The organism is Microbacterium sp. LTA6, assembly GCF_045690355.1.
Classification (GTDB): domain Bacteria; phylum Actinomycetota; class Actinomycetes; order Actinomycetales; family Microbacteriaceae; genus Microbacterium.
In genome coordinates this window covers 1314518-1338177 of the sequence record NZ_CP147855.1, presented here as the reverse complement: position 1 = coordinate 1338177, position 23660 = coordinate 1314518, and the positions used below count along the sequence as shown (strand labels likewise).

At 64.3% G+C, this 23660-nt stretch carries 24 protein-coding genes; 12 read left to right on the top strand and 12 right to left on the bottom strand.

The annotated features are described in order from the left end of the window. Nucleotides 1-38: 38 nt before the first annotated feature. The 3 genes from trxB (at nt 39) to LTA6_RS06280 (ending at nt 1867) form a co-directional block, all read left to right on the top strand. Nucleotides 39-1013 (top strand): thioredoxin-disulfide reductase, encoded by a 975-nt coding sequence (gene trxB, locus LTA6_RS06290; RefSeq protein ID WP_407358949.1) that lies wholly within the window; start codon nt 39-41, stop codon nt 1011-1013. Between the two features lie 69 nt (nt 1014-1082). Next, nucleotides 1083-1406, top strand: a complete 324-nt coding sequence (trxA, locus tag LTA6_RS06285; protein WP_102193608.1) for a thioredoxin — start codon at nt 1083-1085, stop codon at nt 1404-1406. Nucleotides 1407-1549: 143 nt separating this feature from the next. Next, a complete protein-coding gene (locus tag LTA6_RS06280; RefSeq protein WP_341976691.1) occupies nt 1550-1867 on the top strand; it encodes a hypothetical protein in 318 nt (105 codons plus the stop codon). Nucleotides 1868-1910: 43 nt separating this feature from the next. Here LTA6_RS06280 and LTA6_RS06275 read toward each other — a convergent pair whose 3' ends face one another. The 12 genes from LTA6_RS06275 to rpmH form a co-directional block, all read right to left on the bottom strand. After that, nucleotides 1911-2438 (bottom strand): GrpB family protein, encoded by a 528-nt coding sequence (locus LTA6_RS06275; protein ID WP_341976690.1) that lies wholly within the window; start codon nt 2436-2438, stop codon nt 1911-1913. Between the two features lie 19 nt (nt 2439-2457). Next, nucleotides 2458-2787: a tryptophan synthase subunit alpha gene (locus LTA6_RS06270; protein ID WP_341976689.1), complete on the bottom strand. Its 330-nt coding sequence runs from the start codon at nt 2785-2787 to the stop codon at nt 2458-2460. 71 nt (nt 2788-2858) lie between these two features. Next, nucleotides 2859-4328: a sugar porter family MFS transporter gene (locus LTA6_RS06265; protein WP_407358948.1), complete on the bottom strand. Its 1470-nt coding sequence runs from the start codon at nt 4326-4328 to the stop codon at nt 2859-2861. 134 nt (nt 4329-4462) lie between these two features. Then, a complete protein-coding gene (locus LTA6_RS06260; protein ID WP_341976687.1) occupies nt 4463-5437 on the bottom strand; it encodes a ParB/RepB/Spo0J family partition protein in 975 nt (324 codons plus the stop codon). Beyond that, entirely contained in the window at nt 5437-6363 is a 927-nt protein-coding gene (locus LTA6_RS06255; RefSeq protein WP_407358947.1) for a ParA family protein, read from the bottom strand. Before LTA6_RS06255 ends, LTA6_RS06260 begins: the two co-directional genes overlap by 1 nt. Nucleotides 6364-6769: 406 nt before the next feature. Further along, the gene (locus tag LTA6_RS06250; protein ID WP_407358946.1) at nt 6770-7162 is read right to left on the bottom strand and encodes a hypothetical protein; all 393 of its coding nucleotides are present in this window, start codon (nt 7160-7162) and stop codon (nt 6770-6772) included. Between the two features lie 272 nt (nt 7163-7434). Continuing rightward, on the bottom strand, nt 7435-8061 hold the full coding sequence (gene rsmG, locus LTA6_RS06245) for a 16S rRNA (guanine(527)-N(7))-methyltransferase RsmG (RefSeq protein ID WP_407358945.1): 627 nt from the start codon (nt 8059-8061) through the stop codon (nt 7435-7437). A 34-nt stretch (nt 8062-8095) separates the two neighbouring features. Beyond that, nucleotides 8096-8590 (bottom strand): R3H domain-containing nucleic acid-binding protein, encoded by a 495-nt coding sequence (locus LTA6_RS06240; protein WP_341976683.1) that lies wholly within the window; start codon nt 8588-8590, stop codon nt 8096-8098. Further along, the gene (gene yidC / locus LTA6_RS06235; RefSeq protein ID WP_341976682.1) at nt 8587-9648 is read right to left on the bottom strand and encodes a membrane protein insertase YidC; all 1062 of its coding nucleotides are present in this window, start codon (nt 9646-9648) and stop codon (nt 8587-8589) included. The genes LTA6_RS06240 and yidC overlap by 4 nt, the downstream gene beginning before the upstream one ends. Before the next feature lie 3 nt (nt 9649-9651). After that, on the bottom strand, nt 9652-10002 hold the full coding sequence (gene yidD / locus LTA6_RS06230) for a membrane protein insertion efficiency factor YidD (protein WP_341976681.1): 351 nt from the start codon (nt 10000-10002) through the stop codon (nt 9652-9654). Next, nucleotides 9999-10349 (bottom strand): ribonuclease P protein component, encoded by a 351-nt coding sequence (rnpA, locus tag LTA6_RS06225; protein ID WP_363549950.1) that lies wholly within the window; start codon nt 10347-10349, stop codon nt 9999-10001. The genes yidD and rnpA overlap by 4 nt, the downstream gene beginning before the upstream one ends. Nucleotides 10350-10355: 6 nt before the next feature. Then, nucleotides 10356-10493, bottom strand: a complete 138-nt coding sequence (gene rpmH, locus LTA6_RS06220) for a 50S ribosomal protein L34 (protein ID WP_013584598.1) — start codon at nt 10491-10493, stop codon at nt 10356-10358. Nucleotides 10494-10808: 315 nt separating this feature from the next. Between rpmH and dnaA the strand changes: the two genes are divergently transcribed. The 9 genes from dnaA to LTA6_RS06175 all read left to right on the top strand — a co-directional run bounded on the left by dnaA (nt 10809) and on the right by LTA6_RS06175 (nt 23627). Next, the gene (dnaA, locus tag LTA6_RS06215; RefSeq protein WP_407358944.1) at nt 10809-12200 is read left to right on the top strand and encodes a chromosomal replication initiator protein DnaA; all 1392 of its coding nucleotides are present in this window, start codon (nt 10809-10811) and stop codon (nt 12198-12200) included. Nucleotides 12201-12685: 485 nt separating this feature from the next. Then, nucleotides 12686-13828: a DNA polymerase III subunit beta gene (dnaN, locus tag LTA6_RS06210; protein ID WP_341976678.1), complete on the top strand. Its 1143-nt coding sequence runs from the start codon at nt 12686-12688 to the stop codon at nt 13826-13828. A gap of 217 nt (nt 13829-14045) precedes the next feature. Then, a complete protein-coding gene (locus LTA6_RS06205) occupies nt 14046-14777 on the top strand; it encodes a cohesin domain-containing protein (protein ID WP_407358943.1) in 732 nt (243 codons plus the stop codon). A gap of 50 nt (nt 14778-14827) precedes the next feature. After that, nucleotides 14828-16639 carry an amidase family protein gene (locus tag LTA6_RS06200; RefSeq protein ID WP_407358942.1) on the top strand — a complete coding sequence of 604 codons (1812 nt, stop codon included), beginning with the start codon at nt 14828-14830 and terminating at the stop codon, nt 16637-16639. 114 nt (nt 16640-16753) lie between these two features. Then, entirely contained in the window at nt 16754-17941 is a 1188-nt protein-coding gene (recF, locus tag LTA6_RS06195) for a DNA replication/repair protein RecF (RefSeq protein WP_407358941.1), read from the top strand. Beyond that, nucleotides 17934-18428 (top strand): DciA family protein, encoded by a 495-nt coding sequence (locus tag LTA6_RS06190; RefSeq protein ID WP_341976674.1) that lies wholly within the window; start codon nt 17934-17936, stop codon nt 18426-18428. The genes recF and LTA6_RS06190 overlap by 8 nt, the downstream gene beginning before the upstream one ends. A gap of 118 nt (nt 18429-18546) precedes the next feature. Next, on the top strand, nt 18547-20619 hold the full coding sequence (gyrB, locus tag LTA6_RS06185) for a DNA topoisomerase (ATP-hydrolyzing) subunit B (RefSeq protein ID WP_341976673.1): 2073 nt from the start codon (nt 18547-18549) through the stop codon (nt 20617-20619). A 54-nt stretch (nt 20620-20673) separates the two neighbouring features. Beyond that, nucleotides 20674-23229 carry a DNA gyrase subunit A gene (gene gyrA / locus LTA6_RS06180; RefSeq protein WP_407358940.1) on the top strand — a complete coding sequence of 852 codons (2556 nt, stop codon included), beginning with the start codon at nt 20674-20676 and terminating at the stop codon, nt 23227-23229. After that, a complete protein-coding gene (locus LTA6_RS06175) occupies nt 23226-23627 on the top strand; it encodes a DUF3566 domain-containing protein (protein ID WP_341976671.1) in 402 nt (133 codons plus the stop codon). Before gyrA ends, LTA6_RS06175 begins: the two co-directional genes overlap by 4 nt. Nucleotides 23628-23660 lie beyond the last annotated feature (33 nt).

The window sequence follows — 23660 nt, the reverse complement described above, 5'->3', positions numbered from 1 at the left end:
TTGAAGCAGGGGAACAGACTTTCAGCAACGGAGAGCACATGCGTCAGGTCATCATCATCGGGTCCGGCCCGGCCGGTTTCACAGCTGCCATCTACGCGGCGCGTGCGAGCCTGCAGCCGCTTCTCATCGCCAGCTCGGTCGAGGTCGGCGGCGAGCTGATGAACACCACCGAGGTCGAGAACTACCCGGGCTTCCCCGAGGGCATCCAGGGTCCCGAACTGATGGCCAAGTTCCAGGAGCAGGCCGAGAAGTTCGGCACCGAGGTGCTCTACGACGACGTCACATCGCTCGATCTGAACGGTCCGGTCAAGACGGTCACGCTGGGCAGCGGCGCAGTGCATGAGGCGTCCACGGTCATCTACGCGACCGGCTCGGCCTATCGCAAGCTCGACGTCGCCGGCGAGGAGCGCCTCTCCGGATATGGCGTGTCGTGGTGCGCGACCTGCGACGGCTTCTTCTTCCGCGAGAAGACGATCGCGGTCGTCGGCGGCGGCGACTCGGCGATGGAGGAAGCGACCTTCCTCACCCGCTTCGCTTCGAAGGTGTACGTCATCCACCGCAAGGACTCCCTGCGCGCATCGAAGATCATGCAGGAACGCGCGTTCGCGAACGAGAAGATCGAGTTCATCTGGAACGCCGAGGTCGCAGAGATCCGTGGCGAGAGCGCGGTCTCGGGTGTGCAGCTGCGCTCGACCGTCGACGGCTCGCTGTCGGAGCTGCCCCTGGACGGCCTGTTCGTCGCGATCGGAAACGACCCGCGCACGCACCTCGTGCACGGCAAGCTCGACCTCACCGCCGAAGGCACGATCTGGGTCGACGGTCGCTCTTCGCGCACCTCGGTACCCGGTGTGTTCGCGGCCGGTGACGTCATCGACCCCACCTACCGTCAGGCGATCACCGCCGCCGGCACCGGAACGGTCGCCGCGCTCGACGCGGAGCACTTCCTCGCCGACCTCGAGGACGCGTCGGTGGAAGTTCCCGCTGCGGAGGCCGCGGAGATCATCGTCGCCTGACCAGGCGGGAACACATACCGGTCGCCCGCTGTTGTAGCAGGCGAATCCCACGATCAAGGAGAGTTTCTGATGAGTGCACAGGCGACGAGCCAGGCGACCTGGGAGCAGGACGTTCTGCAGGCCGATGGTCCCGTTCTGGTCGACTTCTGGGCGGAATGGTGCGGCCCGTGTCGCATGGTCTCCCCCGTGCTCGACGAGATCCAGTCGGAGCATCCCGAGAAGATCACGATCCTCAAGCTCAACGTCGATGAGAACCCCGAGCTCGCCATGAAGTACCAGATCACGTCGATCCCGGCGATGAAGGTCTTCCAGGGCGGCGAGGTCAAGCAGACCATCATCGGCGCCAAGCCGAAGTTCGCCCTCGAGAAGGATCTCGAAGCGTTCATCGGCTGACCCATCGACGCATCGAAGCCCGTCACCTCCCCACGGAGGTGACGGGCTTCGTCGTTCGGAGCGGAAGGTTCAGGGCGGGGTTTCACGTGAAACATGGTCAGCAGGGTCATCGCACCCACCTCGTGCCCGCTAGTGTCCTCCGTATGACGACAAATGCACCGAGCAGTTCCCGCCGCGGTCTCGCGATCACCTCCGTCGTTCTGGGGGCGGTGGCTACGCTGATGATCCTCGGCTTCTGGATCATCGGCAGCGCCTTGGACGGACAGGGCCTCTCGAACGGCGCCGTTCTCGCGGTCCTGTCGTTCTACGCGTCCGTCGTCGTCGGCGCGGCGGCCGTTCTTGTCGGTATCGCCGCAGTCATCGTCTCTCGGCCGAGAATCCTCGGGATTGTCGGATTCATTCTGGGTGCTGTGCCCGTCGTCGGGTTCTTCGTGACGATGGCGGCTCAATCCGGACAGTGATCTTCCGGAGGCCAAAGCCGTAGCTCCCCGCAGGCGTCACTGGTTACTTGTCGTAGGCCGACACCTGAGGAAGCCCTCGAGCAGCACGAGCCCGGTCGAGGATCTCTTGAATGACTGCGGTCTTACCTCCGTTGTAGGTGGATGCTCCACTCCTCGCCGCCTGCTCGGCGGCGATCTTCGCGTCTTCGTAGTGGGCGGCGTCCGCCGGATTCGTGCGTAGCCAATCGCGCAGGATCCGTTGGTTCGCGGTATCCCACTGTTCCTCCGCGAAGAAGTGGACAATTTGGACACGACGTTCATCCTGCTCGAAGACCATGACCGGGTGCGTTCGGACGCCGCTCCCGACGCGCCACCCCGAGGATTCCAGGCTCTGCCGGTGCTCCTCAAACTCCGTGATGTCCCGGATACGAACGGCCACATCGATGATCGGCTTCGCTCGCATGCCGGGTATCGACGTGGATCCGATGTGTTCGATCACCCACGTCGGGTCGCCGACGCTGCGCAACTGCGCAGCCACGCGTTCGAACTGCTCTGGCCAGGAGGCGTCGTACGGAGTCAGTAGTCCGGACATGTCATCCCTGGCCTTGCCCTCAAGAGGCGACCGTCGGGTCCCAGCGTCGGTGCTTGCGCTTCTCGTCGAGAAGTCCCCACACCGCGGGGGTCAACTCGGGGTACTCCAGGGCGATCTGGCGGAGCACTCGGTAGTGGCGAGCGGCATTCGGGCGCAGCCCGTCATTGGCATTGATGTTGTCGGCGCGGAGCAGATACACAACGAGCTCGTCCACGCTGGGGAGGTCCTCCATGAACTCCCACGGGTCCTCGCCTCCGAGCAGGCGCTCCTGAATCAATACGGCAAGTTCATCCGCCGCTTCCGCGCGCAGCACTTCGAGGCTCGCGCGGCGGGGGATGGATTCGGACACGTTTCCAGCCTAAACGCTCCCGGAAACGGGGCGGGCGCGGATGCCGCGGTTCGCAGCATCCGGCCCGATTCTCAGCGCTTTCTCGGCGCCGCCGCCCCTTCCGTCATGTCCTCCAACGACTTGCCCTTCGTCTCCTGCACGAATCTCCAGACGAACAGCAGCGACAGCAGCGCGAACGTCGCGTACAGACCGTACGCGAGGCCCAGCGAGATGTCCTTGAGTCCGGGGAACGAGACCGTGATGATCCAGTTCGCCACCCATTGGCCGGCAGCGGCGAGAGACAGCGCCGCCGCACGCATCCGGTTCGGGAACATCTCCCCCAGGAGCACCCAGACCACCGGGCCCCACGACATGCCGAAGGACACGACGAACAGGTTCGCCGCGACGAGCGCGATCGGTCCTGCCATTCCTTCAAGATGCGGAGAGCCGTCGATGACGGGTGCGGTGCCGAAGATGAATGCCATCGTCGTCAGTGTGATCGTCATGCCGATGGATCCGATGATCAGCAGCGGCTTGCGGCCGAACTTGTCGATCGTCGCGATCGCGATCAGTGTCGTCAGGATGTTGATGATCGCACCGATCACGGTGATCACGAACGCCTGCGACTCGTCGAAACCGACGGCCTCCCAGAGGATGTTCGAGTAGTAGAAGATCACGTTGATACCGACGAACTGCTGGAAGACCGACAGCAGGAGTCCGACCCAGACGATCGCGGCGACCTTGCCCGACGGAGTCCGCAGATCGGCCCAGGACGGCTTCGTCGTGCGCTCCATGGTCTGCTGGATGCGGATGATCGTGGTCTCGATCTTGTCGGGGCCGAGCATCTGCGCGAGCACGACCTTGGCGTCGTCGACGCGGTGCTGCGCGACGAGGTATCGAGGCGATTCCGGGATGGTCAGGGCGAGGCCGCCGTAGATGACCGAGGGGATCGCCATAGCCAGGAACATCCACCGCCAGGCGTCCAGGCCGAACCAGAACGGCTCGGAGGAGCCGCCGGCCGCGGTCGCGATGAGGAAGTCGACGAGCAGCGAGATGAAGATTCCGGTGACGATGGCGAGCTGCTGCAGTGATGCGAGGCGACCGCGGATGCGGGCCGGAGCGATCTCGGCGATGTAGGCCGGGGCGATGACCGACGCCATGCCGACGCCGAGTCCGCCGATCACACGTCCGACGACGAAGATCCAGAGCCCATCGGGAGCGGGGGCGAACCCGGTCACGATCGCGGAGACCAGGAACAGGATGGCGGCGATCTTCATCACCGCGAGGCGACCGATCGCATCGGCGATCCGCCCCGCGAGCAGCGCACCCACAGCCGCCCCGATGAGAGCCGACGCGACAGCGAAGCCAAGGGCGACCGGATCGGCGTTGAAGGATTTCTCGACCGCCGATACTGCGCCGTTGATCACCGCGCTGTCGTAGCCGAACAGGAAGCCTCCCAAGGCGGCGACGATCGCGATCCGGATCACTCCGGCGCTCTTCGAGGAATCGTCATCGTCGAAGATCGATTCCTCTGTCGGTGATGCTCCTCCGTGGCCGGCCATGGCAACTCCATCCGCGATCGAGAACACCGACATCATTGCCGGTGGGGAACACCTTGCCATACCGCAACAGAGGAAGCCACCGTTCGAGACGATCCGTTCGGTGGCTTCCCCTGCTTCGCCGTTTCAGACGGAGTTCAGCTGCTGCCGTAACCCTCTTCGCCGATCTCGTTCAGGATTCGGTTGAGATCCTGGATCGAGGCGAAATCAATCGTGACCTGGCCTTTGCGTGCACCAAGCGAGATCTTCACGCGGGTGTTGAGGCGGTCACCGAGCTTGCCGGACACCTCGTCGAGGTACGCACGGCGCGCGCCCGGTGTGGGCTTGGGAGCCTTACCTGCGGCGGCCGGCTGGGACTTGGCAGCCTCCTCCGTGGCGCGCACGGAGAGATCTTCATTCACGACTTTGTCGGCCAGCCGCTGCATCGCCTCTGGTGTCTGGAGACTGAGGATGGCTCGGGCATGTCCGGCCGAAAGCACACCCGCGGCAACCCGCTGCTGCACCGGCACGGGCAGCTTCAGGAGACGGATCGTGTTGCTGATCTGCGGACGCGAGCGACCGATGCGGGTGGCCAGCTGCTCCTGGGTGATTCCGAAGTCCTCGAGGAGCTGCTGGTAGGCGGATGCCTCTTCCAGGGGGTTCAGTTCGGAACGATGCAGGTTCTCGAGCAGGGCGTCGCGAAGCAGATCTTCATCCGCAGTCTCGCGCACGATGGCAGGGATCGCCTCGAGCCCCGCTTCGCGCGCAGCCCGGGTGCGCCGCTCCCCCATGATGAGCTCGTACTCGCCATCGGAGTTCTTCCGAACGACCACCGGCTGCAGCACGCCGAACTCGCGGACGCTGTGCACGAGCTCGGCGAGATCTTCGGTGTCGAAGTGCGTGCGCGGCTGACGCGGGTTCGGAACGATCTTGTGGGGATCGATCTGCACCAGGTGAATGCCAGGGACTTCCGCGAGCTCCGCCTTGGGCTGAACGTCAGGACCGTTGACCTCGATCCCTTGGGACGGTCGGAGGTTGGCGCCGGGGAAGAATACGTCCACCGGGCGCTCCACCTGATCTGCAGTAGGGATCAGTGCGCCGATCCCCCGGCCCAGTCCAGTGCGCTTGGCCATCATTTCTCCTTGCTCTGCGACGCGGTACGCGACGCGATCTCGACGGCTGCCTCGCGATAGGCGATTGCGCCGACGGACTGCCCATCGTAGGCGATCACGGTCTGACCGAAGCTCGGCGCCTCCGACACCCGCACCGAGCGCGGGATCACGGTGTTCAGCACCTGGCTCGGGAAGTGATTGCGGACCTCTTCAGCCACCTGCTGCGCGAGCCGAGTCCGTCCATCGAACATCGTCAGCAGGATCGTGGAGAGGTGAAGTTCCGGATTCAGGTGCTTCTGGATCATCTGGATGCTACCGAGAAGCTGGCTCAACCCCTCCAGGGCGTAGTACTCGCACTGGATGGGGATGAACACCTCGGATGCCGCGGTGAATGCATTGATCGTCAACAAGCCCAGCGACGGCGGGCAGTCGATGATCACGAAGTCGACGGGACTGTCGCGGAGGTACTCCTGGAGCGCACGACGAAGGCGGTGCTCGCGGGCGACCTGTGCGACGAGTTCGATCTCAGCCCCAGCCAGGTGGATGGTGCTCGGCGCGCAGAAGAGGTTGGGATTCTCTGGGCTGACCTGCACGATGTCTGCCAGCGGGAATTCCTCGATCAGGACGTCGTAGACACTCGGAACGTCTGCGCTGTGCGGGACGCCGAGGGCGGTCGAGGCGTTGCCCTGCGGGTCCAAGTCGATGACGAGGACCTTCGCCCCCAGGCTCACAAGAGCCGACGCGATATTCACCGCAGTCGTGGTCTTTCCGACCCCGCCCTTCTGGTTGGAAACGGTGAGAACACGCGTCTCCCCCGTGAACTCGACCTTCACGGCTTCCAACGCACGGCGGCGGGCAGTAAGGTCGGCAAGTTCCCGCGCAAGCGGCGTATCCATCCCGAAAGAACTCTTCGGTGATGCCTTTTCGGATTGTTTCACGTGAAACATCCACTCCTTTCGGGGCCGCGTTCCACTCTAATCGCAACGGGGGACGTTACTTGTCGCCTTGTCTGGTCAGACGGCTCGGGTTTCTTGGAGGCCGGGCTCCGGGATGCTCCCCCTCGTTCGCAGAGCGGGTTCCTTCCCGCTTCGCGGGCCCCTCCCGATGCTTACTCTGGGGACATCCCTGCGCCCTCCGTGGCTTGCGGATAGTGGCTATTCTGCGAGCAATCAGGGGGATGTTGCGGCACTGGGGGGTATCAGCGTCTCGCTGCGCTCGACGACTGCGCCGGAGGAAGTACGTCTATGTTTCACGTGAAACAACGTCGCGACACTGGCCAGTACATGTGGGTCGCTGTGAGGGCGGGGAGTACATGGTGAAACAGGCCCGTTTCGGCCCGTTTCACGTGAAACATCAGGGTGAGTGGAGCGATTCCTGGATCAGAGCGCGCGCCTGTGCGATCACGTCGTCGTCCTCGTGCGGCATCCACCTGTCGAGCTGGGTGAGTACCCACTCCCAATGAGCACGCTGAAGCACTACAGGCAAGGGATGATCTTGAGGTGGCCACCCGTGCTCATCGGTTTCACCGACAAACGCGGCTGCGACGCGCCAACCTTCGTCACGCACGCACGATCCGATGCTCACCGACTCCAGGATCGATTCCACGACGTCGACCGCCATGCTGTTATCCACGCAGCCGTCGATGCGCTGCCACAGCCGCACCGGCACATCGATCGATAAGTACCCCACCAACCCATCATGTCGATGTTTCACGTGAAACGTCCACCGGCACAGACGCAGCTCCATCCACCGCCCTCGCAGGCAGTCGTCGAGCGCAGCGAGACGCTGCCCCCACCCCTACTACCCACAAATGATGGGGACAACGTTCTGATCGCCGACACGAAGGGCGCAGGGATGTCCCCAGAGTGAGCATCGGGAGGGGCCCGCGAAGCGGGAGGGAACCCGCTCTGCGAACGAGGGGGAGCATCCCGGAGCCCGGCCTCCAAGATGCCCAACGCACCGACGAAGCCAACCGACCCACCACCTCAGTGTTTCACGTGAAACACCGCAACCCGGCTTCAGCCGCGAACAACCGCCCGCACAACTCGCGTCGTCTCCTCGAGCACACCTTCACCGAGAATCTCCACGCGCACCCCGGAAAGCCGGAACTTCTTGATCTGCTTCTCTGCCGCGTCGATCTCGTTCGCCACATTCATCCCCTTGAGGAGAATGAGCTCTCCCCCACTGCGGACCAGCGGTGCCGTGATCGGGATCAGCGTACGCAGCGCACTGACGGCGCGGGCGGTGACGATATCGAAGCCCTGAGGGCGGCGCACTTCTTCGGCACGAGCACGCAGAACCTCGACGTTGTCGAGTCCGAGAGCGGAAACCTGCTCATTGAGCCAGGTCACGCGGCGCTCCATCGGCTCGACGAGAGTCCACTGCACATCAGGTCGCGCGATGGCGAGCACCACTCCGGGGAGGCCGGCGCCAGACCCGATGTCCGCCACGGACCCTGAGAACAGTGGGGCCGCGATCGCACTGTTGAGAATATGCCGCGTCCACAGTCGCGGCAGTTCCAACGGGCCGATGAGACCGCGCTCCTCGCCCTCGCGTGCCAGCGCATCGGTGAAGGCACGTGCAAGGTCGAGCCGATCCCCGAAGAGATCGGCTGCGACGGCGGGCTCTACTTCTACCCCACTCATGAACAAGCTCCGCGTGAATGTTTCACGTGAAACATCAACGACGACGGAGAACCGTGTGCCGGTCTGCACCCTCGCCGTACGACTCGGACACGAGTCCTCGTTCGGCCGCGACGTCGTGCACCAGCTTGCGCTCGTAGCTCGACATCGCCGGAAGAGACGCCTGAGACGCTCCCTCGTCGAGCTTCACAGCCGCAGCATCCACCAGGGTCTCCAGCTGACGACGACGAGCATCGCGGGAACCGCCGACGTCGAGAATCAGCCGGGAGAACTGCCCCGTCTTGTTCTGCACGGCGAGGCGGGTGATCTCCTGGAGCGCCTGGACGGTGTCCGGTGCGGAGAGCAGCGCGAGGCCGTTTCCTTCCGCCTCGACCGAGACATACGCACGGGCCTGACGGACATCGAGGTTGAGGTCTCCGTCGATGTCAGCGATGTCCAGCAGCTCCTCGAGGAAGTCCGCGGCGATGTCGCCCTCGTTCTCCAACTCGGCCACTGTCGGCTCGGTCCGCTCGGTCACGCTCTCGGTCGTCATGAGCCGGTCCCCTTCTTCTTCGCACGCTTCTTGCCCACCGGCTGTTGACGCTTCGGTGCTTCGGCCTTCGCCTTCTCGACCGCGTCCAGCAGACGCTGCTGCTCAGCCTCGTAGACCGACATCGGAACGACCTTGCCCGAGGAATCGATCGCCTTGCCCTTGCGAGCCAGCCGCTCTTCGCGGGCCTTCGCCGCCTCAGAACCGGGGGTGGGCATCTCACGGATGACGAGGAACTGCTGGCCCATGGTCCACAGGTTCGAGATGAACCAGTACACGACGACGCCGAGGGGGAAGAAGACGCCAGAGAAGATGAAGCCCAGCGGCAGCACGTAGAGCATGATCTTCTGCATCTGGTACGCCTGCCCGGTCTTGGCTTCCGGGGAGAGGTTCTTCGAGATGATCTGCAGCTGCGTGAAGAACTGCGACCCGATCATGAGGACGACCAGGGTGGCGAGGATGATGATCGCGGTGACGTTCTGTGCGTCCACCGCGTTGCCGAGCGTCTCATGCAGAGATGCACCGAAGACCTTGGCGTCGTAGAACTCTCGCGTGAGATCGGCATTCAAGAGCCCGACACCGCCGACACCCCAGCCGGCGTGCTTGGTCACATCGTTCAGCACGCTGAACAGCGCGAAGAAGATCGGCATCTGCACCAGGAGAGGCAGACAGCTCGACATCGGCGTCGTACCGTGCTTCTTGTACAGCGCCATCGTCTCGCGGCTCATGGCCTCACGAGAGAGCTGATCCTTCTTGCCGCGGTACTTCTCCTGGACTTTCCGCAGTTCAGGAGCGATTTCCATCATCTTTCGCTGGCTCTTGATCTGCTTCACGAAGAGCGGGATCAGAGCGGCACGGACGACGATGACGAGACCGACGATCGAGAGCACCCAGGTGATGCCGGATGCCGCGGGCAGCCCGACCGCAGTGAACAGGGCGTGCCACGCGACGAGGACCAACTCGACGACCCATTTCAGGGGCCAGAGGATGGTGCTGAGCAGATCGAACCCGCCCGCGGCCGGCGGGGGCGAGGTACTAGCGAACAGAAGGTCGAGACCCACCGATCAGTCCTTTCGAGCAGGGACGACGAAACCGTTCGAGGTCAAGTCGTGGCGGAAGTGTTCGTGCGGCGGTACGTCGTCGACGCCACCGCGAGTCCAGGGATTGCATCGCAGGATGCGCCAGGCCGAGAGCAACGCTCCCCGTCCGGCGCCATGCTGCTGCACCGCACCTACAGCGTAGGCGGAACATGACGGGTAGTACGCACAGACATCTCCATACAGCGGGGATATCACCTTGCGATAGCCGGCCAAGAACCCCAGCACCAGATTGCGGGGGATGAGCGGGATGCTGCGAACTACGTCGTGCGCGTGAAACTGTGCCGTCCCGACCGACGAACCGGGAAGAGCCGTCATGGCAGGGTCCGATCGGTGGCGAGTCGACCCAGGCAGCGGTCCACATCAGCGCGCAGTTCGGCGAAACTCGCCGCAGCAGACGCAGGAAGGGCACGGATGACGACATCCGTGCCCTCAGGGACGCGCTCGAGCGCCTCCGCGCAGACGGCTTTGAGCCGTCGACGAACGGTGTTGCGCACCACAGCGGTACCCACCTGCTTGCTGATGATGAAGCCGAATCGCGCGGCTCTGCTCTCGCCCGTCGACAACATGGAGGTGACGACGCGCGCCCCGCCACAGCGTGACCCACGTCGAACGACCAGTCGGTAGTCGCTCCCGCGGGTCAATCGATACGGGCGGGCGAGCACAGCGGGCTACGCGGAGAGCTCGGTGCGGCCCTTCGCGCGGCGAGCCGCGAGGATGCCGCGGCCGGCACGCGTGCGCATGCGGGCACGGAAACCGTGCTTCTTGGCGCGACGACGGTTGTTGGGCTGGAAGGTGCGCTTGCTCATGGAATCACTCCGGGAATACTGCCACCGGGTTCACTGCGACCGGAGACATGGGGAACTGCCAAAAATGGCATAAGTCAACCGACTAAGGGTACGTCTTGACGGCGCCCAGAGCAAATCTGCGCACAACGAGTGACCGCATCCGACACGATGCGCACAGCCATTATCCACAACCCGGCCGCCCGCGTGCGTGCAACACGCGCGCGGAATCTCCTGGGCAGGTTGCCGTTCACAGCTGCGGTGACTACCGTGGCATCCGAAGTTATCCACAGGGGGGCCGTACGTTTTTGACCACCCGCGATCCGCGTCCGGAGCACCATGTCCTCACCTGCCCTGCCCGATGTGCCGATCTGGACGACAGTGCAGGAGCTCCTGGCAGATGACGATCGAGTCACACCGCAGCTGCAGGGGTTCCTCAGCCTCGCGGTTCCGGCTGGAGTCATGGGCGCAACGCTCTACCTCGACGTCCCCAATGATCTGACCGCCGCACAGATCAACAAGCGCCTGCGCCTGCCGATCATGGAAGCCCTCTCCCTCATCGGCGAGGAAGTCACCTCATACCGGGTGGTCGTGAATCATGAGCTCGTCGAGCAGGCGACGACCCCGATCGCCGTCGCGGACTACGGACGTCCGGAGCAGCCTCGCCCCGAATCGCCGATGGAGCAGCCGACACCCATCCGGCACGAGTCACGACTCAACCCCAAGTACACCTTCGACAACTTCGTCATCGGCCAATCGAACCGTTTCTCGCACGCGGCCGCGGTCGCTGTGGCAGAGGCGCCGGCGAAGGCGTACAACCCTCTCTTCATCTACGGCGACTCCGGACTGGGTAAGACGCACCTTTTGCACGCCATCGGCGACTACGCGCAGTCGCTGTACACCGGGGTGAAGGTGAGATACGTCTCCAGCGAGGAGTTCACCAACGACTTCATCAACTCGATCGCGAACAACCGCGGCGCCGCCTTCCAGGCGCGCTACCGCGACGTCGACATCCTCCTGATCGACGACATCCAGTTCCTGCAGGGCCGTGCCGAGACGCAGGAGGCGTTCTTCCACACCTTCAACACTCTCCACGATCACAACAAGCAGGTCGTGATCACGAGTGATGTCGCGCCCAAGCACCTCACCGGTTTCGAGGATCGGATGCGCAGTCGCTTCGAGTGGGGTCTGATCACCGACGTGCAGGCTCCTGACCTCGAGACCCGCATCGCGATCCTCCGCAAGAAGGCGCAGAGCGAATCGCTCCATATCCCTGACGAGGTGCTCGAGTACATCGCGACGGTCGTCTCCTCGAACATCCGCGAACTCGAGGGGGCGCTCATCCGGGTGTCTGCGTTCGCGAGCCTGAACCGGTCTGCGCTCGACATCTCTCTGGCCCAGACGGTCCTCCGCGACATCATCGACACGGCCGAAGACAACATCATCTCGCCGACCGACATCATCACCGCGACGGCGGGGTACTTCAAGCTCACCGTCGACGACCTGTACGGCTCGAGCCGCTCTCAACAGATCGCCACCGCCCGTCAGATCGCCATGTACCTGTGCCGGGAGCGCACGAGTCTCTCTCTGCCGAAGATCGGTCAGCTGTTCGGCAACCGCGATCACACGACGGTGATGTACGCGTACAAGAAGATCAGCGAGCTCATGAAGGAGCGGCGCTCGATCTACAACCAGGTCACCGAGATCACCACGCAGCTCGGCCGTCGCTGACGCGTCTCAGCGGCCCGATGACACTCCTGCGAGGGGGGCACGGACATCCCATGGATGCTGTGTCCCCCCTTTTCTGTCGGTCGACACGGCCGCGCCACGCCGATAAATGCCTCTATGCACATGTGGATAACTTGTGGATGAGACGGACTCAAGTCGGGACGAATGTGGGTGAATACGGAGAACCTGTGGATAACTATGGGGTTGGTCCAGTCGCTGTGGATCACCCGCACCCGCGGATTCCTCAGGGATTCCACAAGTCACAGCCGTGTAGTTCCCTACTCGCGACTACTATCCACCGAGTTATCCACAGAATCCACAGCGGTTAACACCGTTAAGGAGTTAACCCTTCATGAGCGCGATCCGATCACCAGAAGTCGGCGGAACCCCGGCGTAGGGAACCGCCGGACTGTGGGGCTAGCATGGGAAGCCCTGCACAGGGACCGGATGATGACGACACATCAGAGCACGACGACAAGGGAGCACCCGTGAGGTTTCAGGTCAACCGCGATGTCTTCAGCGAGGCTGTGTCGTTCGTCGTCAAGCTTCTGCCCCAGCGCAATCCGCAGCCGATCCTGGCCGGTGTGCTGATCGAGGCGGATGGTTCCGGACTCACACTTTCGGCCTTCGACTACGAAGCATCCGCGCGGACGACCATCGAAGCAACGGTCGAGACTCCGGGCACGATCCTCGTTCACGGCCGTCTGCTCTCCGACATCGCGAGCCGGCTTCCGAACGCCCCGATCGAGATCGCAGTCGAGGACGACGGCAGCATCACCGTCAGCTGCGGATCCGCCCGATTCACTCTCGCGGCCATGCCGGTCGAGGAATACCCGTCGATTCCCGAGGTCGCCGGATCCACCGGCGTCGTTCCAGCTGATGATTTCGGCACGGCGATCGCTCAGGTCGGTTTCGCCGCATCGCGCGATGATGTCACTCCCGTGCTCACCGGTGTGCAGCTCGAAGTCACGGGTCAGAGCCTGAGCCTGGTCGCGACAGACCGCTACCGGGTGTCGCTGCGCGACATCCCGTGGGACGGCGCCGCCGTCGAACAGGCCGCCCTCGTTCCGGCGCGCACGTTGCTCGAGGTCGGAAAGACCTTCGGTCACGCCGGCACCATCCAGATCGCGTTCTCCGGAGCAGGTGAGCGCGAGATCATCGCGTTCACGGCGGGGAACAAGACCGTCACGTCGCTGCTCATCAAGGGAAACTTCCCGCCGGTACGCCGGTTGTTCCCCGAGCAGACCGATCACTACGCGGTTGTGAACACGGCCGACCTCGTCGAGGCCGTTCGCCGTGTCTCGCTGGTGCTGGACCGAGCCGCTCCGCTGCGGTTCACGTTCACCAGCGAAAGCGTCACGATGGACGCGTCCGGCAATGAGCACGCTCGTGCATCGGAGTCGGTCGACGCGATCCTCTCCGGTGGCGACGACGTCACTCTCGGTCTCAACCCGCAGTACCTGATCGAAGCGCTCGGTGCCGTGAAGAGCGAGTTCGTCCGCGTGACGTTCACGTCGAGCGACAACGCGAACAAGCTGAGCCCGGTGCTGATCACCAGCCAGACTTCTGTGGAGCAGGCCGGCCTGGATTCGTTCAAGTACCTGCTGCAGCCCAACCTTCTTCTCCGCTGATCCTCCGCACCCGTCGGCCCTCACCGTCGCGCGATCATCGCGCCAACGGCTGACGCGCCGTGCGACCTGCGTCGGTTGACTCCTCGTTTTACATCGTCGAAACGCAGAGTCCCTGGCGCGAAACATGCCGCTGTCAGAGTGTGCGTACCCGAAGAGCACGGCTGCTCCCCACAGCCGTGCAGCCGCGCTCGTCTTCCTCTGACGAAAGACGCAACGCATGCCGGAGAACACCTTCATCCGCGGCGCCCGAGGTCTCATCTCGACCTTCCTCGCCGCAACAGCCATATCCGTATTGACCCTGGGGGTCGCATCCCCCGCTTCTGCCGAAACGGAGCCCGCTCCGGAGAACAACCTCACCATCACCGCTGACAGGCCGAAGGTCAGTGTCGGCGAGACGATCACGGTGACCGTCGCGGCCGAGAGCCTCGTCGACGCCTACGCCTACGAGCTCACGATCGGATTCGACCCTGCACTCCTCGCGCTTGTCGACGGCAGCGAGGTCTTCCCCGTCGGAGGATTCTCATCGGCGACGCTCGCAGACGGTGTCCTCTCAGCGGTGGCTACGCGACTGGGTACTTCACCAGGTCTGTCAGGCGCCCAGTCTCTCGTGACCTTGACGTTCACGGCCCTCGCACCGGGAGACGCGGCAGTCACCCTGCTCAGTGGAACCCTCGTCGATTCCGCAGGAGCATCCGCCGATGTCGAGCCCGGTGCAGATACGAGCACCGTCATCTCCGGCGCAGATGACGGCGGAGGCACTGACCCCGGCAGCGGAGGAGGCACCGGAGGATCCGGGTCGAACGGGTCGACTCCCCCACCCGCGGAAACGGATCCACTCGCGAGCACAGGAGCGGAGGCAGCTCCGTGGATCGTCGCTGCGGCGCTGGCCCTGGCTGCTGCAGCAGGCGGAATCGTGCTGATCCTCCGTCGTCGGTCGGTGAAGTCATGACCTCACTCGACGCCCGCACCGCCCACACCCCCGATCGCGTAAGGACCACAATGAAGATCCGCACGATTCGTTGCACGACTGTTCTCACGATCGGCTGCGCGATCGCGGCGACCTCGTTCACGATGGCGCCCGCGTCGGCATCGGAATCCGCGAACGCTGCAATGCTCGCGCCCTTCTATACCGAACTCGATCTGACCGGAGATGCGCAGGTCACCACGGCCGACCTCGATCTCGCTGCAGCGTCGCTCGGTCTCACCGAAGCGTCCGCCGGCTGGCAGGAACTCGCCGTCGTGGACACGAACCTCGACGGAATCCTCACAGTCGTCGATCTGGTCGCACTTTCACATCGAATGATCTACGACGACGGTGCCTTCGAGATCATCGAAGCATCGGTGATCGACATGCAGGCGGCGATGAATGCGGGTGTGACCACTTCGGTCGAGCTCACCCAGCACTACATCGATCGGATCGCGGCCTACGATCGCACGATTGTTCCCGGGGGAACCCGTGCACTCAACTCCATCATCACGGTAGGAGATCAGGCTCTTGCCGCCGCAGCGACAGCCGATGCCACGCGCTCGGTCGAGGGCATGACGAGCATGCTCCTCGGAATACCGATCGCGGTCAAGGACAACTACGACACCGTCGACATGGTCACGACGGGTGGTTGCGGATGCTGGAACGAGAATCAGACGACCACGGACGCGAAGATGATCGAAGGTCTGCGTGCCGCGGGTGCGGTGATCCTCGCGAAGGCCAGTCTCGACGAGTTCGCCTACGGGTTCGCCTCGGAGTTCTCGTCATTCCAGGCACCGGGATCCTCCCTGCTCGTCGCGAATCCCTATGACACCACCAAGAGCGCGGGAGGATCCAGCGGCGGCACCGGGGCGGCGATCGCGGCCAACCTCGCAGGCATCGGTTTCGGAACGGACACCGGCGGGTCCATCCGGGTTCCGTCGTCGTTCAACCAGCTCGTGGGGGTGCGCCCCACCGTCGGTCTTGCCAGCCGCGACGGAATCATTCCTCTCGCACTGTCGCAGGACACCGGCGGACCGCTGACACGATCCGTCACGGATGCGGCCGTCGCCCTCGATGCCGTCGTCGGCATCGACGCTGCAGACCCTGTGACCGCGAAACAGGAGGGTCGGGTTCCGGACTCGTACACATCATTCCTCGACGAGAACTCTCTGGAAGGTGCGCGCATCGGCTACATCGCAGGCATGGTGGGAACTCAGACAGGAACCGTTCGGCTGTTCGATGAGGCGTCGTCTGTTCTTGGCGCACAGGGAGCGACCGTGGTGGAGATCACTCCCCCAGACGGTTTCGCTGCGGTCCTGTCCGAGCCGTCCGGGTCGACGAACGAGTTCTTGCACGATCTCAACACGTACATCGCCACTCACCTCGGTGCCGACGTCGAGGCGCGGACTCTGACGGACATCCTCGCCACCGGCAACTACGTGACCTCGCGGGAGCCGGTCTACCAGACGCGCAATGCGGTTTCGGAGGAGACCTACCAAGCCTGGGCGGGTGAGAACGGGACGCACTCCTTGCAGCTCGCCGCGGGTAAGGAACTCGTCATGCAGCTGATGGACGCGTGGGACCTCGACGCGATCATCTATCCGAGCACCAACGCGTTCACCACGCAGGCGACGAACATGCGCCTGAGTCCGAACACCGGGCTGCCTGCGGTGACGGTGCCGATGGGCCAGACGATCGAGGGCGAAGACAACCCGGGCGCCGGCGTGAACCTCGAGTTCCTCGGGCGTGACTTCGACGAGGGTCCGCTCCTCGGCCTGGGGTACGCGTTCGAGCAGGCGACGCACGCCCGCACGACTCCGGCACTGTACGGCCCGCTCCCCTGACGACGCGTGGTCGGCGGGAGGATCCCCTCACTTCGGCGAAAGCGAAGGCGATGGGATCCTCCCTTCACGGTCCCCGGCGGAACCGGTGTCCCACCTCGAAGGTAGGCTGACCACGTGATTGTGGAACACCTGAGCCTTGTGGACTTCCGCAATTACGCGACCGCCGAACTCTCCCTCCACTCGGGGCCGAACGTGCTCGTCGGTCGCAACGGCCAGGGCAAGACGAATCTCGCCGAGGCGGTCGTCTTCCTCGCCACGCTCGGTTCGCACCGGGTGTCGTCGGATGCTCCGATGGTGCGCGACGGCCAGGAGTTCGCGATCATCCGCGCCCGCCTGTCGCACGGGGAGCGCAAGGTTCTCGCTGAGGTGCAGGTCAACCGGCAGGGCTCGAACAAGGCGCGCATCAACGGCTCACCGTCGAAGATCAATGAGCTCCCCCGCTATGCGCACGTCGTCCTCTTCGCTCCAGAAGATCTGCAGATCGTCCGCGGCGATCCCTCATCCCGACGCCGCTTCGCCGATCAGCTGCTCATCCAGCGAACACCCCGCATGGCAGCCGTGCTCGGTGACTACGACCGGGTGCTCAAGCAGCGCACCGCACTGCTGAAGTCGGCGCGCGCCCGCGGCGTCCGCGGTGAAGGACTGACCACGCTCGACGTGTGGGATGACAAGCTCGTCGCCCTCGGCTCCGAGATCATCGATGCCAGGCAGCGACTCGCGACCGATATGCAGGGTCCGGTCGCGACCGCCTATGCGGCGATCGCCGGTGCTGATCACCAGCCGCAACTGGAATGGGCGCTCTCCGTACGCGGTGGCGATCCTGAAGAGGGCGAGGAAGCCGCATCCGACACCCGAGGCGAGATCGCCGACCTGTTCCGCGCCGCGCTGCAGGCGAAGCGCACTCAGGAACTCGACCGAGGACTCACCCTGGTCGGCCCTCATCGCGACGACCTGATCCTGCGCGTGCGGGGTCTCCCGGTGAAGGGCTATGCCTCGCACGGCGAGTCCTGGTCGGTGGCGCTCGCTTTGCGACTGGCGTCGGCCGAGCTGCTGCGCAGCGAATCGCCGGCGGGCGACCCGGTGCTGATCCTCGATGATGTCTTCGCCGAACTCGATGCGGACCGTCGCCAGCGGCTGGCCGCGCTGACCGCGGGTTATGAGCAGGTGGTGGTGACAGCAGCGGTGGAGGAGGATATCCCTGCGGTGCTGCACGCACACGTGGTCCGTATCGACGCGGGCACCATCAGCGACGAACGTCCTGCGATGGACGCAGAGATCCAGCCGGGAGGAGTAGATGACTGATACATCGGCAGCCGAAACTCCGGAGACCGTCGCCACGTATCTGCGCCTGCGGGGACTGAAGCCGAGCTCGAAGTCGTGGAAGCGCAAACGCCGCATCGCGGACGATGATGACAACGCCCCGTTCACTCCCGGCCGTGATCCGGGAGCCCTCGGTTCGGTGCTCGACAAGCTCAGCCGGGATTCCGGCTGGCAGATCACGCTCGCAAGAGAAGACCTCGTGCGGCAGTGGGCGGATCTCGCCGGCGCCGGCACGGCCCAGCACTCGGAGCCCGTGTCGCTGGAGAACGGCGTCCTGACCGTCAAATGCGACTCGACGGCGTGGGCGAAGAACCTCCAATTCATGCGCGCGACGATCCTCACCGAGATCGGCAGACGGTACCCGGACGCAGGTGTCGAGAACCTCCGTTTCATCGGACCGGACGTTCCCTCCTGGAAATGGGGTCCCAGAGTCGTTCCAGGGCGGGGCCCGCGCGATACCTACGGGTAGGGCATCATCGAGGGGGTTCGGATCGATTACAGGGCCGCACATGGCCGCTGAGCCGCATGAGGCACGAAAATCCCGCTAGAATGGGAGTTCGTGATATCGATGTGGAGAACGCCCTCTGATGACGCCTGAATCCCCTGCTGACGAGACGGAATCGACCACCGGGGGAACCCCCGCATCCGCGAGCACAGCCTCTTCGCGCCCAGCCAAGCAGCCCGGCGAATACGGTGCCGACGAGATCCAGGTCCTCGAGGGACTTGAGGCCGTCCGCAAGCGCCCCGGCATGTACATCGGTTCCACCGGACCACGCGGTCTGCACCACCTCGTGCAGGAGATCGTCGACAACTCCGTCGATGAGGCGATGGCCGGTCACGCCGACTCGATCCTGGTGACCCTTCTCGAAGACGGCGGCGTGCGCGTCGTCGACAACGGTCGTGGCATCCCTGTCGACCCGCACTCCTCCGACCCGACGAAATCGACGGTCGAGGTCGTGCTCACGATCCTCCACGCCGGTGGCAAGTTCGGTGGCGGCGGTTACGCGGTCTCCGGCGGTCTGCACGGCGTCGGTTCCTCGGTCGTGAACGCGCTGTCGACCCGCTTCGAGGTCGAGATCAAACGCCAGGGTCACGTCTGGCGCCACAGCTTCGCGAACGGCGGCGTCCCGCAGCAGGCTCTGGAGAAGGGCGAGGAGACCGACGAGACCGGAACGGTCATCACCTTCTGGCCCGACGCTGCGATCTTCACCGAGACCATCGAGTTCGATTACGACACGCTGCGCACCCGCTTCCAGCAGATGGCGTTCCTGAACAAGGGCCTGCGTATCGAGCTGCAGGACGAGCGTCCGGCATCCGCCTATGAGGTGGAGGAGAACGGCGCAACCGTCGAGAAGCAGCCGAGCGATGTGTTCCTCTACGAGCGCGGCCTCGTCGACTACGTCGAGTATCTGAACAAGGTGCGCCACGCCGAGGTCGTCAACGACGAGATCATCGCGTTCGAGACCGAGGACACCGAGCGCAAGATCTCTCTCGAGGTCGCGATGCAGTGGACGACGTCGTACACCGAGAACGTGTTCACCTACGCGAACACGATCAACACCCACGAGGGCGGTACGCACGAAGAGGGATTCCGCGCGGCGTTGACCACTCTGGTGAACAAGTACGCTCGCGCGAACAACATCATCAAGGAGAAGGACGAGAATCTCTCCGGTGACGATGTCCGTGAGGGCCTGACAGCGGTCATCTCGATCAAGCTCGGCGAGCCGCAGTTCGAGGGCCAGACGAAGACCAAGCTCGGCAACACCGAGGCCAAGGCGTTCGTGCAGAAGGTCGTCGGAGACCAGCTCGGCGACTGGTTCGAGCGCAACCCGGTGCAGGCGAAGAACGTCATCCGCAAGGCGATCGACGCGGCCACCGCCCGTCTCGCCGCGCGCAAGGCCCGTGAGACGGCGCGTCGCAAGAGCGTCTTCGAGTCGGCCGCGATGCCGGACAAGCTCAAGGACTGCACCAGCAAGGACCCGTCGATCAGCGAGATCTTCCTCGTCGAGGGTGACTCGGCAGGTGGCTCCGCAGTGCAGGGCCGCGATCCGCACACCCAGGCGATCCTGGCGCTGCGCGGCAAGATCCTGAACGTCGAGCGTGCCCGCCTCGACAAGGCGCTGGGCAACAAAGAGGTCCAGGCGATGATCCAGGCCTTCGGCACCGGTATCGGCGAGGAGTTCGATATCGAGAAGGCGCGGTATCACAAGATCGTGCTGATGGCCGATGCCGATGTCGATGGCCAGCACATCACGACGCTGCTGCTGACACTGCTGTTCCGCTACATGCGCGGCCTGATCGAAGCGGGCTTCGTCTACCTGGCGATGCCGCCGCTGTACCGCTTGAAGTGGTCGAACTCGGCACACGAGTACGTCTTCAGCGATGCCGAGCGCGATGCTCTACTGAAGCACGGCCTCGACAACGGCAAGCGGATCCCGAAGGATGCCGGTATCCAGCGCTACAAGGGTCTCGGTGAGATGAACCCGAAGGAGCTGTGGGAGACCACGATGGATCACTCCACCCGCACCCTGCAGCAGATCACGATCGAGGATGCTGCTGCCGCCGATGAGATCTTCAGTGTGCTGATGGGTGAGGACGTCGAATCTCGCCGTAGCTTCATCCAGCGCAACGCCAAGGACGTCCGCTTCCTCGACATCTGAGTGCGAGTGTCCATCTCGCCACGCTCGCTCAACGACCGGAATTGAAACACACACATGACTGACGAAAACCGCCCAGAGCCGGCGCACGACCACGGCAAGATCGATCAGGTCGACCTGCAGTTCGAGATGCAGCGCAGCTATCTCGACTACGCGATGGCCGTCATCGTCGGCCGCGCCCTTCCCGACGTCCGTGATGGGCTGAAGCCCGTGCATCGCCGCGTCATCTACGGCATGTACGACGGCGGCTTCCGCCCCGACAAGTCGTTCTCGAAGTGCGCCCGCATCGTCGGCGAGGTCATGGGGCAGTACCACCCGCACGGTGACTCGGCGATCTACGACGCCCTCGTCCGTCTCGTGCAGCCGTGGTCACTGCGGTATCCGCTGGCGCTCGGACAGGGCAACTTCGGGTCCCCCGGCAACATGGGCGCCGCCGCCCCTCGGTACACCGAGACCAAGATGGCTCCGCTCGCCCTCGAGATGGTGCGGGACATCGAAGAGGACACGGTCAACTTCACCGACAACTACGACGGGCAGACCCAGGAACCGACGGTGCTCCCGGCCCGGTTCCCGAACCTGCTCGTGAACGGTTCGGTCGGCATCGCGGTCGGCATGGCGACCAACATCCCGCCGCACAACCTGCGCGAGGTGTCGGACGCCGCACTGTGGGCGCTGGACAATCCCGGCATCCCGCGCGAGGAGCTTCTCGACGGCCTCATCCAGCGCGTCCCCGGTCCGGACTTCCCCACCGGCGCGCAGATTCTCGGCACCAAGGGCATCCACGAGGCGTACCGCACCGGTCGCGGCTCGATCACGATGCGTGCGGTCGTCAACGTCGAGGAGATCCAGGGCCGGACCTGCCTGGTCGTCACCGAGCTGCCGTACCAGGTCAACCCCGACAACGTCGCGGTGAAGATCGGCGACCTCGCTCGCGACGGCAAGATCACCGGCATCGCCGACATCCGTGACGAGTCGTCCGACCGCACCGGCCAGCGCCTGGTCGTCGTGCTCAAGCGCGATGCCGTCGCCAAGGTCGTGCTGAACAACCTGTACAAGCACACGCAGCTGCAGGAGAACTTCGGCGCGAACATGCTGGCGATCGTCGATGGCGTGCCTCGCACGCTCGCGATCGACGGCTTCATCACGCACTGGATCGCCCACCAGATCGAAGTGATCGTGCGGCGCACGCAGTACCGGCTCAACGAGGCCGAGAAGCGCATGCACATCCTGCGCGGCTACCTCAAGGCGCTGGATGCTCTCGACGAGGTCATCGCGCTCATCCGCCGATCGCAGACCACGCAGGAGGCGAACGAGGGACTGCAGAAACTCCTCGACATCGACGACATCCAGGCCGACGCCATCCTGCAGATGCAGTTGCGCCGCCTGGCCGCCCTGGAACGCCAGAAGATCATCGATCAGGCCACCGAGCTCGAGGCGCAGATCACCGAGTACAAGGCGATCCTCGCCGACGAGCTGCGCCAGCGCACCATCATCCGCGAAGAGCTCACGGGCATCGTCGAGCGTTTCGGCGACGAGCGTCGCACGCACATCCTGCACGGGTTCGACGGCGACGTGTCGATGGAAGACCTCATCGCCGAAGAGGAGATGGTGGTCACCGTCACGCGTGACGGGTACATCAAGCGCACGCGCAGCGACAACTACCGTTCGCAGCACCGCGGCGGCAAGGGCATCAAGGGCGCGCAGTTGCGGGCGGATGACATCGTCGAGCACTTCTTCGTGACGACGACGCACCACTGGCTGCTGTTCTTCACCGACAAGGGACGCGTCTACCGGTCCAAGACCTACGAGGTGCCCGAGTCCGGACGCGACGCGAAGGGCACGCACGTCGCGAACCTGCTCGCGCTGCAGCCCGGCGAGAGCATCGCCCAGGTCCTCGACATCCGCGACTATCAGGTCGCCGATTACCTGGTGCTGGCCACCCGCGACGGTCTGGTCAAGAAGAGCCGCCTCGCTGACTACGACACCAACCGTCAGGGCGGGGTGATCGCGATCCGCCTGAACGAGGAGGACGAACTCGTCAGCGCGCTGATGGTGAACAAGGAGGATGACATCCTCCTGATCAGCCGTCGCGGCATGTCGGTGCGCTTCCAGGCGACCGACGAGGCGCTGCGCCCGATGGGCCGTGCGACCGCCGGCGTCAAGGGAATGAAGTTCCGTGAAGGCGACAGCCTGCTCTCGGCATCCGTCGCCGCTCCCGGGCAGTTCGTGTTCGTGGTGACCGACGGCGGCTACGCCAAGCGCACCGCGGTGGAGGAATACCGCGTGCAGGGACGCGGCGGATACGGCATCAAGGTCGCCAAACTCCACGATGATCGGGGCACTCTCGCGGGTGGTCTGATCGTCGCTGAGGACGACGAGGTCTTGGTGGTTCTGTCCAGCGGCAAGGTGGTACGCTCTGCCGTGGCCGAGGTGCCCGCCAAGGGCCGAGACACCATGGGAGTGGTTTTCGCCCGGACGACGGAAGCCGACCGGATCCTCGCCATTGCCCGCAACATCGAGCGGGGCCTCGCTGAAGAAGTCGAGGAAGCAGCGGATGCTGCGGCAGCCGCGACCGAGACCACACAGACCCCTGAGGAAAGCCAAGACGCATGAGCACAGTAGCTGACAAGCTGGCGAAGAAGTCGACGCGCAAGACCGGCGGCAAGCAGGTTCGCCTGCGCCTGGTCTACGTCGACTTCTGGTCGGCCGTGAAGTTGTCGTTCCTCGGCGCGGTTGCCTTGGCGATCGTCACAATGGTGTCGTTCTTCCTCATCTACCTGGTGGTTCAGGCGACTGTCCTGCCCAAGGCCGATGAGTTCGTCGCGAGCTTCACCGACGGCAGCATCCAGCTCTCCGAAGTCGTGGGTCTGCCCCAGGTGATGGCCTTCGCCGCCGTCGTCTCGATCCTGAACCTGATCGTCTTCACCGTGCTCGGCGCCGTGATCGCCGGAATCTACAACCTCGCCGTGAAGGTGACGGGCGGACTGCTCGTCGGGTTCATGTCGAACTGACCTCTTTTCAGCGAAGGGGCGGATGCTGCGGCA

Bases quoted from the DNA above. Each gene is read 5' to 3' on its own strand.
- gyrA (WP_407358940.1), top strand. From the start codon at position 20,674: ATGACTGACGAAAACCGCCCAGAGCCGGCGCACGACCACGGCAAGATC.
- rpmH (WP_013584598.1), bottom strand. From the start codon at position 10,493: ATGAGCAAGCGCACCTTCCAGCCCAACAACCGTCGTCGCGCCAAGAAG.
- gyrB (WP_341976673.1), top strand. From the start codon at position 18,547: ATGACGCCTGAATCCCCTGCTGACGAGACGGAATCGACCACCGGGGGA.
- rsmG (WP_407358945.1), bottom strand. From the start codon at position 8,061: ATGAGTGGGGTAGAAGTAGAGCCCGCCGTCGCAGCCGATCTCTTCGGG.
- LTA6_RS06255 (WP_407358947.1), bottom strand. From the start codon at position 6,363: ATGTTTCACGTGAAACAATCCGAAAAGGCATCACCGAAGAGTTCTTTC.
- LTA6_RS06275 (WP_341976690.1), bottom strand. From the start codon at position 2,438: ATGTCCGGACTACTGACTCCGTACGACGCCTCCTGGCCAGAGCAGTTC.
- dnaA (WP_407358944.1), top strand. From the start codon at position 10,809: ATGTCCTCACCTGCCCTGCCCGATGTGCCGATCTGGACGACAGTGCAG.
- LTA6_RS06240 (WP_341976683.1), bottom strand. From the start codon at position 8,590: ATGACGACCGAGAGCGTGACCGAGCGGACCGAGCCGACAGTGGCCGAG.
- LTA6_RS06190 (WP_341976674.1), top strand. From the start codon at position 17,934: ATGACTGATACATCGGCAGCCGAAACTCCGGAGACCGTCGCCACGTAT.
- trxB (WP_407358949.1), top strand. From the start codon at position 39: ATGCGTCAGGTCATCATCATCGGGTCCGGCCCGGCCGGTTTCACAGCT.
- LTA6_RS06260 (WP_341976687.1), bottom strand. From the start codon at position 5,437: ATGGCCAAGCGCACTGGACTGGGCCGGGGGATCGGCGCACTGATCCCT.
- LTA6_RS06265 (WP_407358948.1), bottom strand. From the start codon at position 4,328: ATGGCCGGCCACGGAGGAGCATCACCGACAGAGGAATCGATCTTCGAC.
- LTA6_RS06250 (WP_407358946.1), bottom strand. From the start codon at position 7,162: ATGGAGCTGCGTCTGTGCCGGTGGACGTTTCACGTGAAACATCGACAT.
- LTA6_RS06280 (WP_341976691.1), top strand. From the start codon at position 1,550: ATGACGACAAATGCACCGAGCAGTTCCCGCCGCGGTCTCGCGATCACC.
- trxA (WP_102193608.1), top strand. From the start codon at position 1,083: ATGAGTGCACAGGCGACGAGCCAGGCGACCTGGGAGCAGGACGTTCTG.
- LTA6_RS06200 (WP_407358942.1), top strand. From the start codon at position 14,828: ATGAAGATCCGCACGATTCGTTGCACGACTGTTCTCACGATCGGCTGC.
- LTA6_RS06205 (WP_407358943.1), top strand. From the start codon at position 14,046: ATGCCGGAGAACACCTTCATCCGCGGCGCCCGAGGTCTCATCTCGACC.
- LTA6_RS06175 (WP_341976671.1), top strand. From the start codon at position 23,226: ATGAGCACAGTAGCTGACAAGCTGGCGAAGAAGTCGACGCGCAAGACC.
- yidD (WP_341976681.1), bottom strand. From the start codon at position 10,002: ATGACGGCTCTTCCCGGTTCGTCGGTCGGGACGGCACAGTTTCACGCG.